The sequence below is a fragment of the Nocardiopsis sp. NPDC058631 genome, from assembly GCF_042716955.1.
GTDB lineage: Bacteria > Actinomycetota > Actinomycetes > Streptosporangiales > Streptosporangiaceae > Nocardiopsis.
In genome coordinates, this window is sequence record NZ_JBHXQY010000024.1 from 1 (window position 1) to 20033 (window position 20033).

Consider the following 20033-nt stretch of genomic DNA (forward strand, 5'->3'; position numbering starts at 1 on the left):
GGCCGCGACATCGACCACCGCACCCACAGAACAGTCGTCCACATCACGATCGAAGCCTTGCCAAGCCCACCAGACGGCTAACCGAACGGCATTGGGCCTAGGTGTGCTGGCCCAGGAGGCCAGGTACACGGGTAGCGGGCAGGCCGCGTAGCCGGAGGACGGCCCCGCGCAGGTGGGCGCGGCCGGCCCCGGCTACGTCCGGTGTCGGCTGCCCCGAGCCGGGTCCTGCCGCGCCGGCGCGGGGCACGGCGCCGTGCCCGCCGCCTCCCATGCAAGGGGCGGCGCGGGCATGACGGTGCCGCAGGTCAGACGACGAAGAACGTGAACGCCCCGTACATCGAGATGCTCAGGGTGTACTCGTCGGCCTCCCCGGTCGTCTCGTCCAGTGCCAGGCAGGTGAACGGCGCGTCCGTGTCGGGCTCGCCGCGCACGAGGTCGGCCTCCATGTCACAGAGCACGTACTCGGTTTCCGCCTGCACGCGCAGCGTGTCCTCGACCGCTTCGCGGACGAGCGGGCCCTCCGGGAGCTCCTGCTGGTAGGAGATGAGGACACCGGAGGACTCCACGGTGATCGTGTAGTCGAACTCCTCTCCGAGGAAGCTCACCGTGCACGTGGCGGACTCTCCCTCGGTGCCGGCGATGTCCGGGCACGTGGAGGTGGCGTCCGGGTCGACGACGGAGGCGAAGACGGAGACCTGCTCCAGGGCTTCCCAGGCGATGCGGTCGCCCAGCGGCGCGGCGCTGTCGGGCTCGGCGGGCAGGTCCTCCTCCGTGACCTCCGGCGCGGCGTCGGGGATCGGGCCCTGGTTGAAGTCGGCGGTGTCGACCTCCGGGGTCTCCTCCTCGACCACCTCGGTGGCCTCCGGGGTCGCGTCTGCTTGCGGGTCGGGTCCGCCGCAGGCGGCGAGGGCGAGAGCGGATCCGGCGGCGACGACGCCCAAGGCGACGCGGTGCGTGCGGGGAGAGTTCAGCATGGATACCTCATGGTGTGCTGGAGGGATGAGAGCCCAGGGTGGAGGGACGGGCTCCTGTTGTAGGAGTGCGATGACACCGGATTTGTTGCACTTAAAATCGGTGTCGTCGCACAGCCCACTTCGACGGTCTCCCGACCCGGACGCCACTCCGCGACGGGGGAGCCGGTCCGGTTGTTCAGGGGCGGCCGTCGGCTCAGGCGAGGGCCGCCACGTCCCGCGCGTGCCGTGCCAGGAAGGGGGCCGACACCTCCTCGTCGCACGGAGGCGGTCGTCGTGGCGCCACGCCACGTCCGGTGCGTGGCACGCGGCCCGGGGACGCTGCCCCGAAAACGCGAGAGGTCAGGTCACCGCACCACCGGTCCGACCTGGCCTCGTGCTCGCGCACGACGCGGGCCGCCCCACCCGGATGAACCACCTGTCGGGAGCGGTCACCACGGGATGTCGACGCCCTCCCAGAGGGTGAAGGTACCGGTTGGCCCGTTGGGCCCGAGACGGGCGACGCGCACCACCTCGCGGGATGCGTCCTCGACCGACTCCGTCCCCTCGAAGTTGACCAGCGCGGTGTTCGCGAACCCCGGTGAGACGAGGTTGACCTTGATGCCGGTCGTTTCCAGCTCGGTCATCATGGACAGCGTCACGGCGTTGAGCGCTGACTTGGACGCTGCGTAGATCGGTTCGAACGCCGAGTGGTGCGCGAAGGCCGGGTCCGAGATGGTCGTCAGCGATCCCAGCGCGCTCGTCACGTTCACGATGCGTGCGTCCGACGACTCGCGAAGCAGCGGCAGCATGGCCTGGTACACCGCCAGAGGGCCGAAGACGTTCACCTCCCAGACGGCCCGCACCTCGTCGAGCGGGGCCGTGCTCGCCTTCGCCATGGCGATGAGCTCGGCCATGTCGCGGACGTTGGTGCGAGTGGTGGAGATGGCGGCGTTGTTGACCAGGAGGTCGAGCCGACCGGCCTCCTCACGGATCCGCTCGGCGGCGGAGGCGATCGAGGCCGCGTTGGTCACGTCGAGCTGGAGCGCCGTGGCGCCCTCGCCGATCTCGGAGGCCGCCGCCTCGCCGCGGGCGAGATCGCGCGACCCGACGTACACGGTGACCCCGTCGGAGACCAGCTCTCTCGCGACGTGCCTGCCCATGCCCTGGTTGGCTCCGGTGACCAGAGCGATGCGGTTCGTGGACACGAGGACTCTCCTTTGTCTGGTGTGGCGGTGTTGGAGGAACGCTCATGCCGCCCGGCGCGCGTCCTCTACGGCAACTGTGCCGAACCGACCAAGGGCGAGGAAGACCCTCTTGAACCTGGTACCGGCAGGGCCAGTCGACGGACGGTTACGGCACAATGGCGTGCATGCCGACGGGGATCAGGGCGGGCTTCGGGAACTACCTGCGTCATCGGCGCGCCGTGATGGCGCCTCCCGGGAAGGCCACCAACGGTCCGGGCGCACAGCGCCGGGTCCCGGGACTGCGACGACAGGAACTGGCCGAGGCCGCCGGGATCTCCGTCGAGTACTACACCCGCCTTGAGCAGGATCGGGCGCCGCGTCCCTCGCGGGAGGTCCTCGGCGCGCTGGCACGGGCCCTCGGCCTCTCAGCCGCTGAGCGGGACCACCTTTTCCGGCTCGCCGGTGAGCTGCCCCCCGAACCGCTCTCCCCGGACAGCCAGGTCCGTCCAGGGCTCCTCCGGCTCCTGCGCGGCCTTGACGACACCGTCCCGGTCACCGTCCACGACGGGCGCCTGGAAGTGATGGCGCGCAACGCCGCCGCCACCGAGCTTCTCGGGCTGGAGCACGGCACGGGCCGGTACCGGCGCAACATCGTTCACCACGGCTTCACGGCCACGGCGCGCCGCGTCCTCGGAGACGAGGGGGCCCACCGGTACGCCCAGTGGGCAACGGCGGAGCTCCGCTCGGCCATGGTCCGATACCCGGACGACGAATACCTCCAGTCCCTGCTCGTGGAGCTCTCAGCGACCAGCGCCACCTTCCGGAGCCACTGGGAGCGAGGCGAGGTCGGGGCAGGCCGCTCCCTCGTGAAGCACCTGCTCCATCCGACCCGGGGATGGCTGGAATTCCAGAGCGAGATGCTGCACGACGCCGAACGGGACCACTGGATCGTGATCTACTCTCCTGCCGGCGCGGTTGACCGCCCACCGGCGTCAGGCGAGGCACTACGGGCGTGAGCCCGGGGTTTTCGAGGCGATGGTCCGCTCAGCGGCGGTCGGAGCGGAGCACCGCCCCGGACAGCGACCCTCTGGGCATCCGGCGGCCCCGTGCACCCGCTGGTGCACCCCCAACGCGAAAACGGCCCCTGGTGTGCGAAGGGTCTTCACAGGCCAGGGGCCGTTTTTCGAACGGAGCGGATGACGGGAATCGAACCCGCGCTATCAGCTTGGGAAGCTGAAGTTCTGCCATTGAACTACATCCGCCTGCGACCGCCGGAAGTCCGGTTGTCGACGCACGTCATCCTAGCCCAACTCCGCCCCCCATGGGCAACTCGGCGCGGGGGCTGGGGCCTGGTGATCGAGCCTACGCCGCGTTGTCGCAGGCGGTAGGTTCGGACCGTGCTGCTCTCCGATCGCGATATCAAGTCCGAAATCGATGCCGGGCGGGTCCGGATCGACCCCTACGACCCGAGCCTCGTCCAGCCCTCCAGTGTCGACGTGCGGCTGGACCGCTTCTTCAGGGTGTTCGAGAACCACAAGTACCCCCACATCGACCCCTCGGTCGAACAGCCCGGCCTGACCCGGCTGGTCGAGGCCGACGGGGAGGAGGCGTTCATCCTCCACCCCGGAGAGTTCGTACTGGCCTCCACCTACGAGGTGGTGAGCCTGCCTGACGACATCGCGAGCCGGCTGGAGGGCAAGAGTTCCCTGGGCCGCCTCGGCCTTCTCACCCACTCCACCGCGGGGTTCATCGACCCCGGATTCTCGGGGCACGTCACCCTCGAACTGTCCAACGTCGCGACCCTGCCGATCAAGCTGTACCCGGGCATGAAGATCGGCCAGCTGTGCATGTTCCGCCTGTCCTCCCCGGCGGAGTTCCCGTACGGCTCCGCGGGCTACGGTTCCCGCTACCAGGGGCAGCGCGGCCCGACGCCGTCCAGGTCGCACCAGGGCTTCGCCCGGACCCCGATCAGCCCCGACGCACCCTGACCGGGGGCGCCCCGGAAACCGGCGGGCACTGACGGTACGCTTACGGGCCACCACATACCGTCGTATGGCACATCTGTCTCGCATATGTGACAAGGGTCACCAATAAATCAATAGTGGTATAGATCACATATCGACGTCTTGCGGTGCCTGTATCCGGTGTCATAGGTCGGCGGACGGTTTTTATGCCGTCTAAACATGTTATTTGCCGGTTACCAACCGTCTGAACTGTGCGTACGTATCTCTGTAGGGTTTGCACCCGACGTGAACCAGGTAGCGGTACCGCCCTGACCAGGGGGCGCATGGGGGCCCTGCGCAAGCCAGCTACCTGCGGGAACCGTGGGATGGCAAGGGGCAGGAGTGTGCCCTGGTGCGCCCCGCGGTCAGGACAGCCCCTTAGAGGAGACCGTGCCAGCAGTACGCGCAGACCACTTGTACAAGGTGTTCGGAAGACAGTCCGGAGCCGCCGTCGAGCGGCTCCAGGACGGCAGCCACCGTGACACCATCGCCGACCTCGACGTGACGGCAGCCGTCATCGACGTCTCCTTCGAGGTCGAACCCGGCGAGATCTTCGTCGTCATGGGCCTGTCCGGATCGGGGAAGTCGACCCTGATCCGGATGCTCAACGGCCTCCTGGAACCCACCGCGGGGACGGTCGAGGTCGACGGGGTGGACATCACCGCCCTGAGCAGGAAGGGGCTCCTGAACCTGCGCGGCGAGAAGATCAGCATGGTCTTCCAGCACTTCGCGCTGCTGCCCCACCGCACGGTTCTGGAGAACGCCGCCTACGGCCTGGAGCTCCGCGGGATCCCGCGTGCCGAGCGCAGCCGCAGGGCCCAGGAGACCCTCGAACTGGTCGGTCTCGGCGGCTGGGAGGGCAAACTCCCGGAGCAGCTCTCCGGGGGCATGCAGCAGCGTGTGGGCCTGGCCAGGGCACTGGCCGCGGACACCGACATCATCCTCATGGACGAGGCGTTCAGCGCGCTCGACCCGCTGATCCGGCGGGACATGCAGACCCAGCTCCTGGAACTCCAGAAGAGCCTGGGCAAGACCATCGTCTTCATCACGCACGACCTCAACGAGGCCATGCGCCTCGGCGACCGGATCTGCGTGCTCCGCGACGGGCGCGTCGCCCAGATCGGCACCGCGCAGGAGATCCTCAGCGAACCCGCCAACGACTACGTCGAGCGGTTCATCGAGGACGTCGACCGCACCCGCGTGCTCACCGCCGCCTCCGTCCTGGACTCCGCCGCCCCGTCGGCCGACGCGTCCTCGCCGCAGGTCGCCGCGAGCACTCCGGTGGCCGACCTGTACGCCAGCATGACGACCGCCGACCGCCTCCGCGTGGTCGCCGAGGACGGCAGCGTCCTGGGCACGGTGACACGCAACTCCGTGCTCGCCGCCCTCGCGGCAGGGAAGGAGACCCCGTGACCCCCGTGGAGTTCCCACCGCGCCTGCCGATCGGCGAGGGCTTCGAGGCGGTCAACGCCTGGTTCAAGGCCAACTTCGGTCTCGTCTTCGACGCGCTCGGCGCGTTCATCCGCTGGGCCGTCGAAGCCCTCGCCGGGTTCTTCGTCGAACCGGGTGCGGGCCAGCTCGCCTTCATCGCCGCGGTCATCATCGCCGTGCCGCTGCTGAGGACCCGCCGGCTGCCGCTGGTCCTGATCGTCGCCGTCGTCTCGCTGCTCTACGTCCTCCAGGGGCAGATCGGGTTCGGCGACACCGTCGTGAACCTCCTCGGACGCCCGGCCTTCGGATGGGCGATGGCGCTCTTCGACCAGCAGTACGTGGACGCGTACCTGTGCATCTCGCTGCTGTTCCTGATCGCCGTCACGGTGCTGGGCCTGCTGGACCGGGGGACCCGGCTCAGGACCGGCGTCGTCGCGGGCGGCTGGCTCGCCCTGCTCGTACTGGGATGGCTCGTCCTGCCGACCGTGGTGACGAACCCGACGTCGCTGCTGATGATCCTGCTGCTGAGCCTGCTCGCACTCTCGGTCGCCGGGTGGAGGCTGGGCCTGTTCGCCCTGGTCGCCCTCACCCTCATCGCGTCCGTCGGCCAGTGGACCAACGCCATGGACACCCTGGGCCTCGTGCTCGTGGCCAGTGCCATCGCCGTCGTCATCGCGATCCCGATCGGCGTCCTCGCGGCCTACAACGACACGGTCAGCAAGATCGCCAAGCCGATCCTGGACCTGATGCAGACGCTGCCCGCGTTCGTCTACCTGATCCCGGCGATCTTCTTCTTCTCGATCGGCGCCGTTCCGGGCGTGGTCGCGACCATCGTGTTCGCGATGCCCCCCGGCGTCCGCCTGACCGAGCTCGGTATCCGCCAGGTCGACCGCGAGCTGGTCGAGGCGGGCGAGGCGTTCGGAGCTCCGAGCCGCAAGATCCTCACCGGCATCCAGCTCCCGCTGGCCCTGCCCAACATCATGGCGGGTGTCAACCAGGTCATCATGCTGGGACTGTCGATGGTCGTCATCGCCGGCATGGTCGGCGCGGGCGGACTGGGCAGCCAGGTGTACCAGGGCATCACGCGCAACGACGGCGCCCTCGGCTTCGAGGCCGGTATCGCCGTCGTCATCCTGGCCATCTTCCTGGACCGCCTCACGGCGGCCGTCACCCGTAAGGGGCCGAGGGCGCGCGCCGCCCAGACCTCCTGAGTAGTCCCGCCACACAGAATGACCGAGCGAAGGAACCCCACGATGTACAGCCGCAAGCGCATGACCGCGCTCTCCGCCGCCGGAATGAGCACCGCCCTCCTCCTGACCGCCTGCGGTGGCGGCGGTGAGGACCTGACCGGCCCCGCCGACGGTGAGGCCGGTGACAACAAGGAGATCAACATCGCGCGGATCGCCTGGGAGGAGGGCATCGCCACCACCGCCATGTGGGAGGTGATCCTGCAGGAGCTGGACTACGACGTCACGATCACCGACGTCGACGTCGCCCCCATGTACCAGGGCGCCGCCAACGGCGACGTGGACCTGTTCCTCGACACCTGGCTGCCGATCACGCACTCGGACTACTGGGAGGACTACGGCGACCAGCTGGAGGACCTCGGTGTCTGGTACGACAACGCCATCCTGACGATCACCGTCCCCACCTACATGGAGGACGTGAACAGCATCGCGGACCTGGCCGACCACGCCGACGACCTGGGCGGCGAGATCATCGGCATCGACCCGGGCGCCGGTCTGACCCGGGTCACCAAGGAAGAGGCGATGCCGGGCTACGGGCTGGACGAGGACTTCGAGCTCATCGAGTCCTCCGCCGCGGCCATGCTCGCCGAGCTGGACTCGGCGATCGCCGAGGAGGAGCCCATCGTCGTCACCCTGTGGCGTCCCCACCCCGCCTACGCGCAGTACGACCTGAAGGACCTTGAGGACCCCGAGGGCCTCATGGGCGACGCCGAGCAGATCCACGCGGTGGGCCGTGACGGTTTCACCGAGGAGTACCCGGAGCTGACCGAGTGGATCGGGGACTGGGAGATGTCCGACGAGGAGCTCGCCTCCCTCGAGGTGCTGACCGTCGGTGAGGACGTCGAGGACCCGCAGGCGGGCGCTCGCACCTGGCTGTCGGAGAACCCCGAGTTCCTGGAGCGCACCCTGGGCGAGGACGCCGAGGGCCTGGAGTTCTAGGACTCCCACTCCACCGGGCAGGCAACGCGTGATCGCGTGCGCCGCGTCCGCGGCGAAGACGTGAACGGGCTGTTCCCCTGAGGGGAGCAGCCCGTTCACGTCGTGTGGGGGTCAGGGGGCGTAGTAGCCGCCCTGGGCGCCCCCGTATCCCTGGTTGAGCTGCCGGGCCCTCTCCCGCCTGGGGAGCAGGTACGCCGCGAACAGGCCGCCGAGGAAGCCGAAGAGGTGGGCCTGCCAGGAGACGCCGGGGTACTGGGGGAGGACACCCCAGATCATCGTCCCGTAGAAGATGATCACGCAGATCATGATGACGATGTCGACGGTCTTGCGCTCGACGATGCCGCGCAGGACCGTGTAGCCGAAGTAGCCGAACACCAGGCCGCTGGCGCCGACGGTGATGGAGAAGGGCGAGCTGAACAGCCAGACCCCGACCCCGCTGACGAGGATGATGATCAGCGTGGTGAGCAGGAACCGGCCCAGACCGCTGAAGGCCACGAGGGAGCCCAGGACGAGGAACGGCAGTGAGTTGCCGATGAGGTGTTCGAGGTTGCCGTGCATGAAGGGCGCGGTCACCACGGTCCAGGGCTGGTCGAGGTTCCAGGCCCGTAGGCCGAACCCCTGGTCGAGCGCCCCCCGGAGGAGGAAGCTGTCGAGGATCTCGAGGACCCACATGGCCGCGAGCATCCCCGCTACGGTCAGGATGGCGGTGATTCTGGACTGCTTCACGCCACCGAGGGTAGAGGACACGCGCTTGCGACGGTATGTCTGTGGGGCGTGTGGTGGGTAATTGTCTGCTGTGTCCAGAGTCGTCCGGTCGGCGGGGGAGGCCCCCGGCCGCTCAGGAGGTCAGTGAGCGCTTGCGCGGCGGGATGCCCGCCACGGCCATGAACGACTCGACCTTCGCGGGGCTGGTCATCCCGGTGAGCGGCAGGTACGTGCGCGAGGCGCGGCGGTTCTGGAGCGAGGGGAAGCGCTTGGGCCGCCCGGTGGGGTCGCACAGTCCCAGGGACCGGATGCGGCCCGGCAGGACGTAGTAGGAGCCGATGTCGTGGAAGGGCACGCGCACGATGTACCGGCCGCGCTGGTAGCGGAACTCGCCGTCGGAGATCTCCAGGACCGGTGCCTTGATCATGTGCCCGTGCGCGGCCAGGGCGGCGCCGATGAGCGCGATGAGCACCCCGAACGTGATGTGGGCCCAGTGCAGGGGGTCGATCGCGACCACCACGACCCCGAACACCACCAGAGCGTAACCAGCCCACAGCTCCACGTGCTTACGGCCTACGGGGCAGACCATGCGGACTGTTTCGGACACGGCAGATGCCTCTCTCGCTGGATGCTGCGGTGGGATCACGGCGGTCGCCGTTTCCGACCCTATCGGCTCCACAGGGATGCGAACGGTGGTTTCGGACAGTCTGGGCGGAGGATTCGGCATGGGATATGAGTGCTTTGTTGTGATTAAAGATCTTTGCCGCGTTTATCTGATTAACATCAGATCATCCTATGAATGACTTCGAGGTGTGAGGTTGTCCCGTGCATCGACGTCCGAGAGTGAGGCGAGTTGGGGCTTTCGAGCCTGATGGGGATTTTTGTGCCCAGTGTCCGATTTTCTCTCGGTAATCGTGTGGGGGCGAGCTGTAGTCAAACGTCGTTTACTCCATAGTAAACAACGTTGACGCCATCGAATGTCCTGCAATTCATTTCCGGCTGGTCCGAATCCGGATGATGGCGTCTCTCGTGAGGATCTCCCGCTGACCTGCGATGACGGTCGGTGTTACCGGAGCATTGAGGGTTTGTGTCGACGCCCAAGGACGATGGGCGCGAACCGGTTGCGGATGGGTCACGAATCCGGCAGTGGGGCTATACAGACATTTCGCTCAATGGTCTTCTGATCGACTAATCGCCTAAGCTCGGATGGCTGTGCGTGAACCGCACAAACCCGCGCGTCCGGCTCGCATTAGTGATCAAGGGTGTGACTGATGGAGAATCGAAGGAAAATGTTGGCCGTCGCCGCTGTCGGCGTTTCGGCTGCACTGGTGCTGGGCGCCTGCTCACCGCCGGAGGACAGCGGCGGCGGCGGTGAAGGCAGCTCCGTCACCTGGATCGTCAACCAGCCCGGCGGCGGCTGGAACCACAACGCCCCCGAGGGCGGTTCGGTCTACGTCATCCAGATGGTCCACGGCGTCCTCCCGGTGCCGGGCTTCTACAACCCCGAGGGCGAGTGGGAGTGGAACTCCGACCTCGTCACCAACACGCCCGAGCTGATCAGCGAAGACCCCATGACCTGGGAGTACGAGCTCAACCCCGACGCCAACTGGAGCGACGGCGAGCCCATCGACGCCGACGACTTCATCTGGGCCTGGAAGATGAACAGCGGCAACGAGGACCTCTGCGCCGAGATCTGCAACTCCCGCGGCTCCGACGTGGACCTCCTCATCGACAACGTCGAGGGCTCCGAGGACGGCAAGACCGTCACGGTGACCATCGAGGAGGGGACGCAGTTCCCCGAGTGGTACACCTTCGCCGGGGACGGCCTCTACCCGTCGCACCTGGCCGAGGCCGAGGGCTTCGACCTCGACACCCCCGAGGGCATGCTGGAGTCCTCCCACTGGTTCAACGAGAACCCGGTCACCGTCTCCGGCGGCCCGTACATCTTCGACGGCACCCCGGAGCTCGACGGGCGGACCGTCAAGGTCGCCAACGAGGAGTACTACGGCGCCACCCCGGAGGTCCAGGAGATCATCCTGGAGGTCAACACCGAAGAGGGCAGCTGGGTCCCCGCGCTGACCAACGGCGAGGTCCAGGGCGGCTCCCCGGCCTCCTGGTCCGACGACGTCATCACGCAGCTGGAGGACGCCCCCGACGTCGAGTTCGGCATCGAGTCCGGCGGCAGCTGGGAGCACCTGGACCTCAACCTCGACAACGAGGCCCTGTCCGACCAGGCCCTGCGCCAGGGCATCTTCGCCGCCATCGACGTCCAGAACATCGCGACCCGCACCTACGGCGAGAAGTTCCCCGAGGTCGAGCCGCGCACCAACCACGTCTTCTCCGCGTCGAGCGAGTACCACGAGGACGTCATCACCGAAACCGGCCAGGGCACCGGTGACACCGAGGCCGCGCTGGAGGGCCTGGAGGAGGCCGGCTACGAGCTCAACGGCGACACCCTCGAACTCGACGGCGAGGCGGTCCCCCCGCTGCGCCTGCGCTACACCGCCGGCCACGTCGCCCGCGAGATCATCGCCGAGCTGATCCAGGCCGACCTGGCCGAGATCGGCGTCACCGCCGAGATCGAGACCACCGACGACCTGGGCGGCACCCTCGCCGAGCAGGACTTCGACCTGATGATCTACGGCTGGAGCACCACGCCGGCCTTCGCCAGCTCGCCGTACAACTACTGGCACAGCGAGAGCCTGAGCAACCACGGCAAGCTCGACAACTCCGAGGTCGACGAGCTCGTGGAGGCCGCTCAGAACGTCGCCACCTCCGACGAGGCCGCCGAGTACGCCAACGAGGCCGCCGCGCTCGTCGCGGAGGAGGCCTACGTGCTGCCCTTCGTGGACACCCCGTCGTTCTACTTCTACGACACCAACTACCTCGGCAACGTCACGGACAACAACGCCCAGTCGCGCCGAGCCCAGTGGAACCAGCACGAGTGGACCGCGGTCAACTAGCGCACCTCCCGGCCCGCAACGCTCCGTGCTGAACAGCGGGGAGACGCCCCAGGACCGGTGACCTCCGCCGGGACGCGAGTCCCGGCGCAGGCCCGGGCCAGGGCAGGCACCGCCCGCCCGCCCCCCGTGGCGGGCGGTGCCGCCTCCCCGTTCCGGGAGCGCTCACCGAAGGACCTTCCCATGCTCGTATACACCGCGCGCCGCCTCGCCGTGGCGATCCCAGTGCTCCTGGCGGCGTCGGTTCTCGTGTTCCTCATGGTCGACCTCAGCGGCGACCCGCTGGCGGACATGCGCCTCGCGCAGCCACCGCCCAGCGCGGAGGCCATCGCCGCCGCGGAGGCCCGCTACTACCTGGACCGGTCGACCCCGGAACGGTACTGGCTCTGGATGACGGGGATCGGCGGCAACGGAGACATCGGCCTGCTCCAGGGCGAGTTCGGACCCTCGGTCCGAGGCGGCGCCTTCGACATCGGCGAAGAGCTGGCCTCAGGCATCGCCGTCACCCTCCGACTGGTCACTGCCGCCCTCGTCTTCGCCCTCGGCCTCGCCGTCATCGCCGGCGTCGTCAGCGCGATGCGCCAGTACTCCAAGCTCGACTACGCCCTCACCTTCATCGGCTTCCTCGCCCTCGCCATGCCGACGTTCTGGCTGGGCGCGCTGATCCGCGAGGGAGGCCTGGCCTTCAACCAGGCCACGGACACCTCGTTCTTCTTCACCATCGGGGCGAACTCGGCCCGGGTGGGCAACATGACCAACTGGGAGTACTTCCTCGACTCCGCCGGCCACCTCGTGCTCCCCACCGTCACCCTGATGCTGACCAGCTACGCGGCGTGGAGCCGCTACCAGCGGACGTCGATGCTGGAGGTGCTCAACAGCGACTACGTGCGCCTCGCCAGGTCCAAGGGCGTGCGCAACAGCGTGGTCGTCCGGCGCCACGCGCTGCGCACCGCACTGATCCCCCTGGTCACCGTCGCGACCATCGGCTTCGTCGGCATCATCGAGGGCGTGGTGATCACCGAGACCATCTTCCAGTGGCGGGGTCTCGGCTACTTCTTCATCGAGGCGGTCAAGGCACAGGACGCGTTCGCGCTCATGTCCTGGCTGATGCTCAGCGGCACCCTCGTCGTCGTCGCCAACCTCATCGCCGACATCCTGTACGGCGTTCTCGACCCGAGGATCCGCTATGAGTGACACCGAAAGCCGTACGGCGAGCGGGAAGGGCCCGGTCGGGCTCCCCGCCGGAGGGGACGTCAACCGGGGGGAGGAGCTGAGCCAGGTCCAGATGGTCTGGCGCCGGTTCCGCAGGCACCGGGCGGCGATGGTCAGCCTGGTCGTCCTGGGCCTGATCACGGTCTTCGCCTTCATCGGTCCCTTCGTGTGGCCCTGGGACCACACCGTCAGCCGGGACATCCTCGGCAACCAGGGGCCGAGCCTGCAGCACCCCTTCGGCACCACCAACCAGGGCAACGACGTGTTCGCGCAGACCATGCGCGGCACCCAGCAGTCCCTGAAGGTCGCCCTCACCGTCGCGGTCCTGTCGACCGTGATCGGCTCGGTCTGGGGCGCGGTCGCGGGCTACTACCGCGGACGGATCGACGCGATCATGATGCGCGTCGTCGACGTGTTCCTCATCGTGCCGCTCATCGTCGCCGTGGCCGCGATCAACGGCAACGTGCGGGGCGGGACCACCTGGTACGCGGTGGCGCTGATCATGTGCCTGTTCTCCTGGGCCACCATCGCCCGCGTGGTCCGCGGCGTGGTGCTCTCCCTGCGCGAACAGGAGTTCATCGAGGCGGCCAGGGCGGTGGGGGCCAGGGCCTCGCGGATCATCTTCCGCCACCTGCTGCCCAACGCGGCCGGACCGATCATCGTGGCCGCGACCCTGCTGGTGGCGGTGGCGGTCCTCACGGAGGCCGCGCTCTCCTTCATCGGGTTCGGCATCCAGCCGCCGGACATCTCCCTCGGAAAGATGGTGGAGGGCTCCAGGACCGCGGCCTTCACCCGGCCCTGGCTGTTCTATCCGCCCGGCGTCCTGATCGTCATGATCTGCCTGACGATCAACTTCATCGGTGACGGACTCCGGGACGCACTCGACCCACGACAGACGATGGTGCGGCGATGACCACGACCGAACACATGAGCGACGGCTCCACCCCGACCACCGGGAACGACGTCGTCCTGGACGTCCGGGACCTCAGCGTCACCTTCTCGTCCGAGGACGGCCCCCTGAACGCCGTGCGCGGCGTCACCTACCAGGTCCGCCGCGGCGAGGCGCTGGGCATCGTCGGGGAGTCGGGCTCGGGCAAGTCGGTGACCTCGATGGCGATCATGGGCCTGCTGCCCAGGACCGCCGAGGTGACCGGCTCGGCCAGGGTCCTCGACCAGGAGGTCATCGGGCTCGGTGACGCCGCGATCAGCAGGATCCGCGGCGAGAAGATCGCGATGATCTTCCAGGACCCCCTCACCTCGCTGAACCCGGTGTACACGGTCGGCTACCAGATCGCCGAGGCCGTGCTCACCCACCGGGACGTGAGCAAGAAGCAGGCGCGGGAGCGCGCCGTCGAACTCCTCGACAAGGTGGGCATCCCCAACCCCGACCGCCGGGTCGACCAGTACCCGCACGAGCTCTCCGGAGGTATGCGCCAGCGGGTCGTGATCGCCATCGCGATGGCCAACGACCCCGACGTCATCATCGCCGACGAACCCACCACCGCCCTGGACGTGACGGTCCAGGCCCAGGTGCTGGAGGCGCTGGAGGCGGCCCGCAGGGAGACCGGCGCCGCCCTCGTGCTGATCACCCACGACCTCGGCGTGGTGGCCGGGCACGTGGACCGGGTGGCCGTCATGTACGCGGGCCGCCTGGTGGAGACGGGCACGGTGGAGGACGTCTTCTACCGTCCGCGCATGCCGTACGCCCTGGGTCTGCTGGGGTCGATGCCCCGGCTGGACGGGGGGCACGAACGGCTCACCCCCATCCTGGGCACGCCTCCGTCACTGCTCAACCTCCCCCGGGGGTGCGCGTTCGCGCCGCGCTGTCCGATGGCGCAGGACATCTGCCGGACGGAGATGCCCGAGCTCGCAGAACCGGCGAACATCGAGGCGTCCGCCACGGGGAAGCCGGAGGAGGATCCGCTGCGTCGGCACCGGTCGGCCTGCCACTTCAGCGAGCAGCTGGCCGGGGTCCGCCCGGACGACCTCTTCCGGCCCACCTCCGTGGACGCGGACGCGCCCGCCGAGGTCCTGGCGGCCGAACTGGGGACCGCTCCCGTCGGAGGGGGTTCCGCACAGGAGGCCCCGAAGGAGCGGGCGGAGAAGGAGGACGGCGCGGGGGAGGGCGCGGACGGGGCGCGGGCCGAGGTCCTGTTGAGCGCCACCGACCTGGTCAAGCACTTCCCGATCCGGTCCAAGGGCATCCTGCGGCGCAAGATCGGTGAGGTCCAGGCGGTCTCCGGGATCTCCCTGGAGCTGCGCGAGCACGAGACCCTCGCGCTCGTCGGCGAGTCCGGTTGCGGCAAGTCCACGACCGCGCGCCTGCTGCTCCAGCTGATCCGCCTGACGTCGGGAGACGTCCGGTACATGGGACGGCCGCTGCACGACCTGTCGGACGCCCAGATGCGGCCGCTGCGCCGCGACCTCCAGCTGGTCTTCCAGGACCCGTTCGCCTCCCTCGACCCGCGCATGACGGTCTCGGACACGGTCGCCGAGCCGTTGCAGATCCACGGCAGGGCCAAGGGTGCGAGGACCCGGGTGAAGGAACTCCTGGAGCTCGTGGGCCTCAACCCCGAGCACGGCTCTCGCTACCCGCACGAGTTCTCGGGCGGCCAGCGGCAGCGCATCGGCATCGCCCGCGCGCTGGCGCTCAACCCCAAGGTGCTCATCCTGGACGAGCCGGTGTCGGCTCTGGACGTGTCGATCCAGGCGGGTGTGATCAACCTGCTGGAGGACCTCCAGGACGAGTTGGGCCTGTCGTACCTGTTCGTCTCGCACGACCTGTCGGTGGTCAGGCACATCGCCGACCGGGTCGCCGTGATGTACCTCGGCAAGATCGTGGAGACGGGCACGACCGACCAGCTGTTCAGCGCCCCGGCGCACCCGTACACGCAGGCGCTGATCTCGGCGATCCCGCTGCCGGACCCGGTCAAGGAGAGGACCCGGGAGAGGATCGTCGTCACCGGTGACGTCCCCAGCCCGGCCGACCCCCCGTCCGGCTGCCGGTTCCGTACCCGGTGCCCGAAGTTCGCAGGCGAACTGTCGGAGACCGAGCGGGTCAGGTGCGTGGAGGAGCCCCCGGGCCTGCTGGACAGGGGGGCCGGGCACCAGGACGCCTGCCACTACTCCCAGGTGGTCGAGCTGATCTGAGCCGTTGCGCGACGACGGGCCGGTGACGGGGCGTGAGCTCCGGCGCCGGCCCGTCGTCGTCCCCGGCAGGCGTCCGTCTCCGGCCCTGGGGGTCTTGGCCGCTGCGGCCGCCACCCGCCCCGGGGACGGCGGATGAGGCGGGAACCCCTGCCATGCCGGACGACCCGCGCGCCGGATGGTGGATCGGCGGCCGTTCCTGGGCTAGGGTGCGTTGCTGTTGCCCTCATCGAGGAGACCCATGAGACCAAACACCCTCCGTGACCCCCTGCGCCCCCGCCGTGCCGGAGGGCGCGGCGCCTGGACGGCCGCCGCCGCCCTCGTCACGATCCCCTTGCTGCCGATGACACTTCTGGGAGCGTCCCCCGCGCTCGCCGACACCTCCGCCGCCCGCGTGGCCGACCTGCGCGAGGACATCGACGCCATCCTGGAGGACCCCGCCCTGGAGGGCGCGGTGTCCGGGGTGGTCGTCGTGGACCCCGCGACCGGCGAGGAGCTGTACTCGCGCGACGGCGGCGAGCAGCTGCTGCCCGCGTCCAACATGAAGCTGTTCACCGCGGCCGCCGCCCTGGAGGTCCTGGGCACCGACCACACCTTCGGGACCGAGGTGGCGGCCGAGGACGCCCCCGGGCGCCGGGGGCAGGTCCAGGACCTCTACCTGGTGGGCCGGGGCGACCCGACGCTGTCCGCCGAGGATTTGGACGCCATGGCCGCCGAGGTGGCGGCCTCCGGGGTCCGCACGGTCAAGGGCGACCTGTACGCCGACGACACGTGGTTCGACTCCGAGCGGCTCGTGGACGACTGGTGGCCCGAGGACGAGCCGTACGCCTACTCGGCCCAGATCTCGGCCCTGACGGTCGCCCACGGGGAGCGCTTCGACACCGGTGTCACGGAGGTCTCGGTGGCCCCCGCGGCGCAGGGTGAGCCCGCCGACGTGGACCTCGGCGCGGCCGAGGGCTACGCCGAACTCGACAACCAGGCCGTCACCGGTGCCCCGGGCAGCGGCAACACCCTCGTCATCAACCGTCCGGTGGGCACCAACACCATCGCGGTCACCGGCTCGCTCCCCGCGGACGCCGCCCCCGTGACCGCGTTGCGGACGGTCGACGAGCCCGCCGCGCTCGCCGGGCACCTCTTCGAGGAGGCGCTGGAGAACAACGGCGTCACCGTGAAGGGCGACGTCGGCCTGGGCGGCGTCCCCGCCGACTGGGAGGCGCCCGAGGTGCTCGCCGACCACACGTCGGCCGAGCTCTCCGAGCTCCTCGTCCCCCTCATGAAGTTCAGCAACAACGGGCACGCCGAGATGCTGGTCAAGAGCATCGGGCAGGAGACCTCCGGCGAGGGCACTTGGGACGCCGGGTTCGTCGGCGTGGAGGGCGCTCTCTCGGGTCTGGGAGTGGACACCGCGGACCTGGTCCTCAACGACGGCTCCGGCCTGTCCCGGGGCAGTCTGGTCACCGCGGACGCTGTCGTCGACCTGCTGGGGCGGGCGAGCGGCGCCTCCTGGGAGGAGCCCTGGTCCGCCTCGCTGCCGGTGGCGGGCGAGAGCGACCCGTTCGTCGGCGGTACCCTCGCCAACCGCATGCGCGGCACCGCGGCGGAGGGCGTGGTGCAGGCCAAGACCGGCACGATGAGCGGGGTCAGCGCCCTGTCCGGGTACGTGCCCGGTCCGGAGGGCGAGCTGGTGTTCAGCATCGTCAACAACGGCCACTCCGGCCCCGCGCCCCTCGCGGTCCAGAACGCGATCGCGGTGCGCCTGGCCGAGTACGCGGGCCACCAGGCGCCGGAGGGCGTCAGCCCGCTGCGCGCCCCGGTCCAGGGCAGCGGTGAGCTGGAGTGCTCCTGGGAACAGGCCTGCTGACCGGCGGGCACACCGGCCGACCGGTGCGGTGATCTGAGGGCGTGTTGATCTGAGGGCGCACCGGCCGACCGGTGCGGTGGCCTGAGGACACGGCGACCTGAGGGCGTGCCGGTCGGACGGAGCGGAGACGAGGGTCACGGGGCGAACCCGTGGCCCTCGGGTTTTCCACAGGCGCGGGACCGCGCTTTCGCGGCCGCCCCCGGGATGGCAGTCTGGAACCACGACGCCACCCCACCTCCCACGCGATCGCGTCGCATTCCCTGGCGGTACCCTCCGCGTGCGTGGGGACCGCCGTTCCCGACCTCTCCTCCTCCCGGAGCGGTACCTCCCCGCACGCGCGGAACCACGGAAAGTGAGCGTTCGGATCGTGACCTACCTGGGTGAGGGCATCTCCCAACTCCTGTCGCTGGCCGTGTTCGTCGTCCTGCTCCTCGGGGTCGGCACGCTCGCCAGCCGGATGATGGGCGTGCCGTTCAGCGCGCCCCGGCTGGCGCTGGCCGGCATCGTCGGCCTGTTCCTGGGCTCCATCGCCTCCGTGGTCCTCTACTACGGGTCCTTCGAGGCGCTCGCCGGGCTCGAACGCACACCGGTCCCCGCGTTCGTCGCCGTCATGACCGCGGTATCCGCCGCCGCGTCCCTGCTGGCCTTCGTCGCCCTGGAGCTCGCCCTGCCCCGGGGCACCCGGCTGCGGCCGGTCCAGGCCGCCCGCGCGGTGCTCGACTGGGGCGGGCGGATGCGCCGCTACCGGCAGATCATGTGGATCCTCGCCCGGCGGGGACTGGGAGGCTACGTGAGCGGTCGGCGGGAGACGGGCGAGGGCGCGTCGGGACAGCGCCGCCTGGCCCGCTCCCTGGCCAGCTCGCTGGAGGAGGCCGGGGTGGTGTTCATCAAGCTCGGCCAGGTGCTGGCCACCCGTCGCGACCTGCTCCCGCCGGTGTTCGTGGAGGAGCTGGGACGGCTGCACAGCGAGGTGGCCCCGGCCCCGGCGGACGAGGTGCGGGCGAGCGTGGAGCGCGAGCTGGGCCGCCCCCTGGACGAGGTGTTCGACGACTTCTCCCAACACCCTCTCGCCGCGGCCTCCATCGCCCAGGCGCACACAGCCCGGCTGCGCAGCGGTGAGGAGGTGGTGGTCAAGGTGCAGCGTCCCGGGATCGGCCCGGTCGTGCACCGGGACCTGGACATCATCCGCCGACTGGCCTCGCGCTTCGAGGAGAGCACCGACTGGGGGCCCGCGATCGGCGTGGTCAACCTCGCGCAGGGGTTCGCCGACGCGCTCCGGGAGGAGCTGGACTTCGAGGTGGAGGCCGCCAACATCGCCGCCGTGTCCGAGGCGGCCCAGGGCTCCCGGGTCCGCATCCCCCGGGTGTACGACGCCTACACGAGCAGGCGGGTCCTGGTCATGGAACGCCTGCACGGAGTTCCGATCGGCGGGGCCGACCCGGCCACAGCCGACGGCCCCGGGCTGGCCAAGGCCCTGCTGGAGTGCCTGCTTGAGCAGGTGATGATCAGCGGCATCTTCCACGCCGATCCCCACCCCGGCAACATCCTGCTGCTCGACGACGGCGACCTGGGCCTGCTCGACTACGGGTCGGTGGGCCGCCTGGACGGCGTGACCCGCGAGTCCCTCCAGACGATGCTGGTCGCCCTGGACCGGGCCGACGCGGTCCTGCTGACCGACACCCTCCTCGACGTGGTCACCGACCCGGAGGGGGTGGACGAGGAGCGCCTGCGGAGGGCACTCGGCCAGTTCATGGCGCGGCACCTGCACCAGGGGATGACCGTCAGCATGAGGATGTTCACCGAGCTGCTCCTCATCGTCACCCGGTTCGGGCTCGGCCTGCCCGCGGAGCTGGCGGCGGTCTTCCGGGCCCTGGCCACCCTGGAGGGCACCCTCGTGTACCTGGACCCGGGGTTCGACACGGTCACCGAGGCCAAGCGCTTCGCGGAGGCCCGGATGTCGGAGCGGTTCACCAAGGACAGCCTGCGCGACACGGCGCTGGACGAGGTGATGGCGATGCTGCCCACACTCCGCCGCCTTCCGCGCAGGCTGGACCGGATCACCGACCAGCTGCACAAGGGCAGGTTCACCGTCCTGGTGCGGCCGTTCGCGCACCCGGAGGACAGACGCCTGCTCATGGGGCTCGTCCACCGGATGATCCTCACCGTCCTGGCGGTGACCACCGGCCTGACCGCGGTGGGCCTGTTCAACGTCACCGACGGCCCCCACGTGGTGTGGGCGGACATGTCCACGCGCGCCCAGGTACTCAACGCCTCGGCCTGGCTGCTGCTGGCGCTGGCGGGGCTGCTGGTCCTCCGGCTGCTGGTGGGCGTCTCCAGGGACGGGTCCCCGAGGAGACGCTGAGATACCCGCCGGGCTCCGACGGAAGCCGG

The 20033-nt window shown here is 69.5% G+C and carries 15 protein-coding genes and 1 tRNA gene; 11 read left to right on the plus strand and 5 right to left on the minus strand.

Features of this window, described 5'->3' with window-relative positions:
- Nucleotides 1-305: 305 nt before the first annotated feature.
- On the minus strand, nucleotides 306-974 hold the full coding sequence (locus ACFWTE_RS10795) for a hypothetical protein (protein WP_378779117.1): 669 nt from the start codon (nucleotides 972-974) through the stop codon (nucleotides 306-308).
- 428 nt (nucleotides 975-1402) lie between these two features.
- On the minus strand, nucleotides 1403-2158 hold the full coding sequence (locus ACFWTE_RS10800) for an SDR family NAD(P)-dependent oxidoreductase (protein ID WP_378779118.1): 756 nt from the start codon (nucleotides 2156-2158) through the stop codon (nucleotides 1403-1405).
- Nucleotides 2159-2322: 164 nt separating this feature from the next.
- On the opposite strand from ACFWTE_RS10800, the gene ACFWTE_RS10805 reads away from it, so the two are divergent.
- The gene (locus tag ACFWTE_RS10805) at nucleotides 2323-3153 is read left to right on the plus strand and encodes a helix-turn-helix domain-containing protein (protein WP_378779119.1); all 831 of its coding nucleotides are present in this window, start codon (nucleotides 2323-2325) and stop codon (nucleotides 3151-3153) included.
- A 175-nt stretch (nucleotides 3154-3328) separates the two neighbouring features.
- On the opposite strand, the gene ACFWTE_RS10810 is transcribed toward ACFWTE_RS10805, so the two are convergent.
- Nucleotides 3329-3399, minus strand: a tRNA-Gly gene (locus ACFWTE_RS10810).
- 135 nt (nucleotides 3400-3534) lie between these two features.
- Here ACFWTE_RS10810 and dcd point away from each other — a divergent pair.
- The 4 genes from dcd to ACFWTE_RS10830 all read left to right on the plus strand — a co-directional run bounded on the left by dcd (nucleotide 3535) and on the right by ACFWTE_RS10830 (nucleotide 7757).
- Entirely contained in the window at nucleotides 3535-4125 is a 591-nt protein-coding gene (gene dcd, locus ACFWTE_RS10815) for a dCTP deaminase (RefSeq protein ID WP_378779120.1), read from the plus strand.
- 429 nt (nucleotides 4126-4554) lie between these two features.
- Entirely contained in the window at nucleotides 4555-5553 is a 999-nt protein-coding gene (locus tag ACFWTE_RS10820; protein WP_378779165.1) for a glycine betaine/L-proline ABC transporter ATP-binding protein, read from the plus strand.
- Nucleotides 5550-6782 (plus strand): ABC transporter permease, encoded by a 1233-nt coding sequence (locus ACFWTE_RS10825; protein WP_378779121.1) that lies wholly within the window; start codon nucleotides 5550-5552, stop codon nucleotides 6780-6782. The genes ACFWTE_RS10820 and ACFWTE_RS10825 overlap by 4 nt, the downstream gene beginning before the upstream one ends.
- A 42-nt stretch (nucleotides 6783-6824) precedes the next feature.
- Nucleotides 6825-7757, plus strand: a complete 933-nt coding sequence (locus ACFWTE_RS10830) for a glycine betaine ABC transporter substrate-binding protein (protein WP_378779122.1) — start codon at nucleotides 6825-6827, stop codon at nucleotides 7755-7757.
- A gap of 111 nt (nucleotides 7758-7868) precedes the next feature.
- Here the strand turns inward: ACFWTE_RS10830 and ACFWTE_RS10835 are convergent, their stop codons facing one another.
- Both ACFWTE_RS10835 and ACFWTE_RS10840 read right to left on the minus strand, forming a co-directional pair.
- Nucleotides 7869-8483 carry a rhomboid family intramembrane serine protease gene (locus tag ACFWTE_RS10835; protein WP_378779123.1) on the minus strand — a complete coding sequence of 205 codons (615 nt, stop codon included), beginning with the start codon at nucleotides 8481-8483 and terminating at the stop codon, nucleotides 7869-7871.
- 112 nt (nucleotides 8484-8595) lie between these two features.
- Entirely contained in the window at nucleotides 8596-9069 is a 474-nt protein-coding gene (locus tag ACFWTE_RS10840) for a hypothetical protein (RefSeq protein ID WP_378779124.1), read from the minus strand.
- Nucleotides 9070-9733: 664 nt separating this feature from the next.
- On the opposite strand from ACFWTE_RS10840, the gene ACFWTE_RS10845 reads away from it, so the two are divergent.
- The 6 genes from ACFWTE_RS10845 (at nucleotide 9734) to ACFWTE_RS10870 (ending at nucleotide 20004) form a co-directional block, all read left to right on the plus strand.
- Complete coding sequence (locus ACFWTE_RS10845; protein WP_378779125.1) at nucleotides 9734-11425, plus strand: ABC transporter family substrate-binding protein; 1692 nt, start codon at nucleotides 9734-9736, stop codon at nucleotides 11423-11425.
- Between the two features lie 180 nt (nucleotides 11426-11605).
- Nucleotides 11606-12616: an ABC transporter permease gene (locus ACFWTE_RS10850; protein WP_378779126.1), complete on the plus strand. Its 1011-nt coding sequence runs from the start codon at nucleotides 11606-11608 to the stop codon at nucleotides 12614-12616.
- Nucleotides 12617-12707: 91 nt separating this feature from the next.
- Nucleotides 12708-13547 (plus strand): ABC transporter permease, encoded by an 840-nt coding sequence (locus ACFWTE_RS10855; RefSeq protein WP_378779166.1) that lies wholly within the window; start codon nucleotides 12708-12710, stop codon nucleotides 13545-13547.
- A complete protein-coding gene (locus ACFWTE_RS10860) occupies nucleotides 13544-15784 on the plus strand; it encodes a dipeptide ABC transporter ATP-binding protein (protein ID WP_378779127.1) in 2241 nt (746 codons plus the stop codon). Before ACFWTE_RS10855 ends, ACFWTE_RS10860 begins: the two co-directional genes overlap by 4 nt.
- 238 nt (nucleotides 15785-16022) lie before the next feature.
- Nucleotides 16023-17642 carry a D-alanyl-D-alanine carboxypeptidase/D-alanyl-D-alanine-endopeptidase gene (gene dacB, locus ACFWTE_RS10865; RefSeq protein WP_378779128.1) on the plus strand — a complete coding sequence of 540 codons (1620 nt, stop codon included), beginning with the start codon at nucleotides 16023-16025 and terminating at the stop codon, nucleotides 17640-17642.
- Nucleotides 17643-18009: 367 nt separating this feature from the next.
- On the plus strand, nucleotides 18010-20004 hold the full coding sequence (locus ACFWTE_RS10870) for an ABC1 kinase family protein (RefSeq protein ID WP_378779129.1): 1995 nt from the start codon (nucleotides 18010-18012) through the stop codon (nucleotides 20002-20004).
- The last annotated feature ends 29 nt before the right edge of the window (nucleotides 20005-20033 follow it).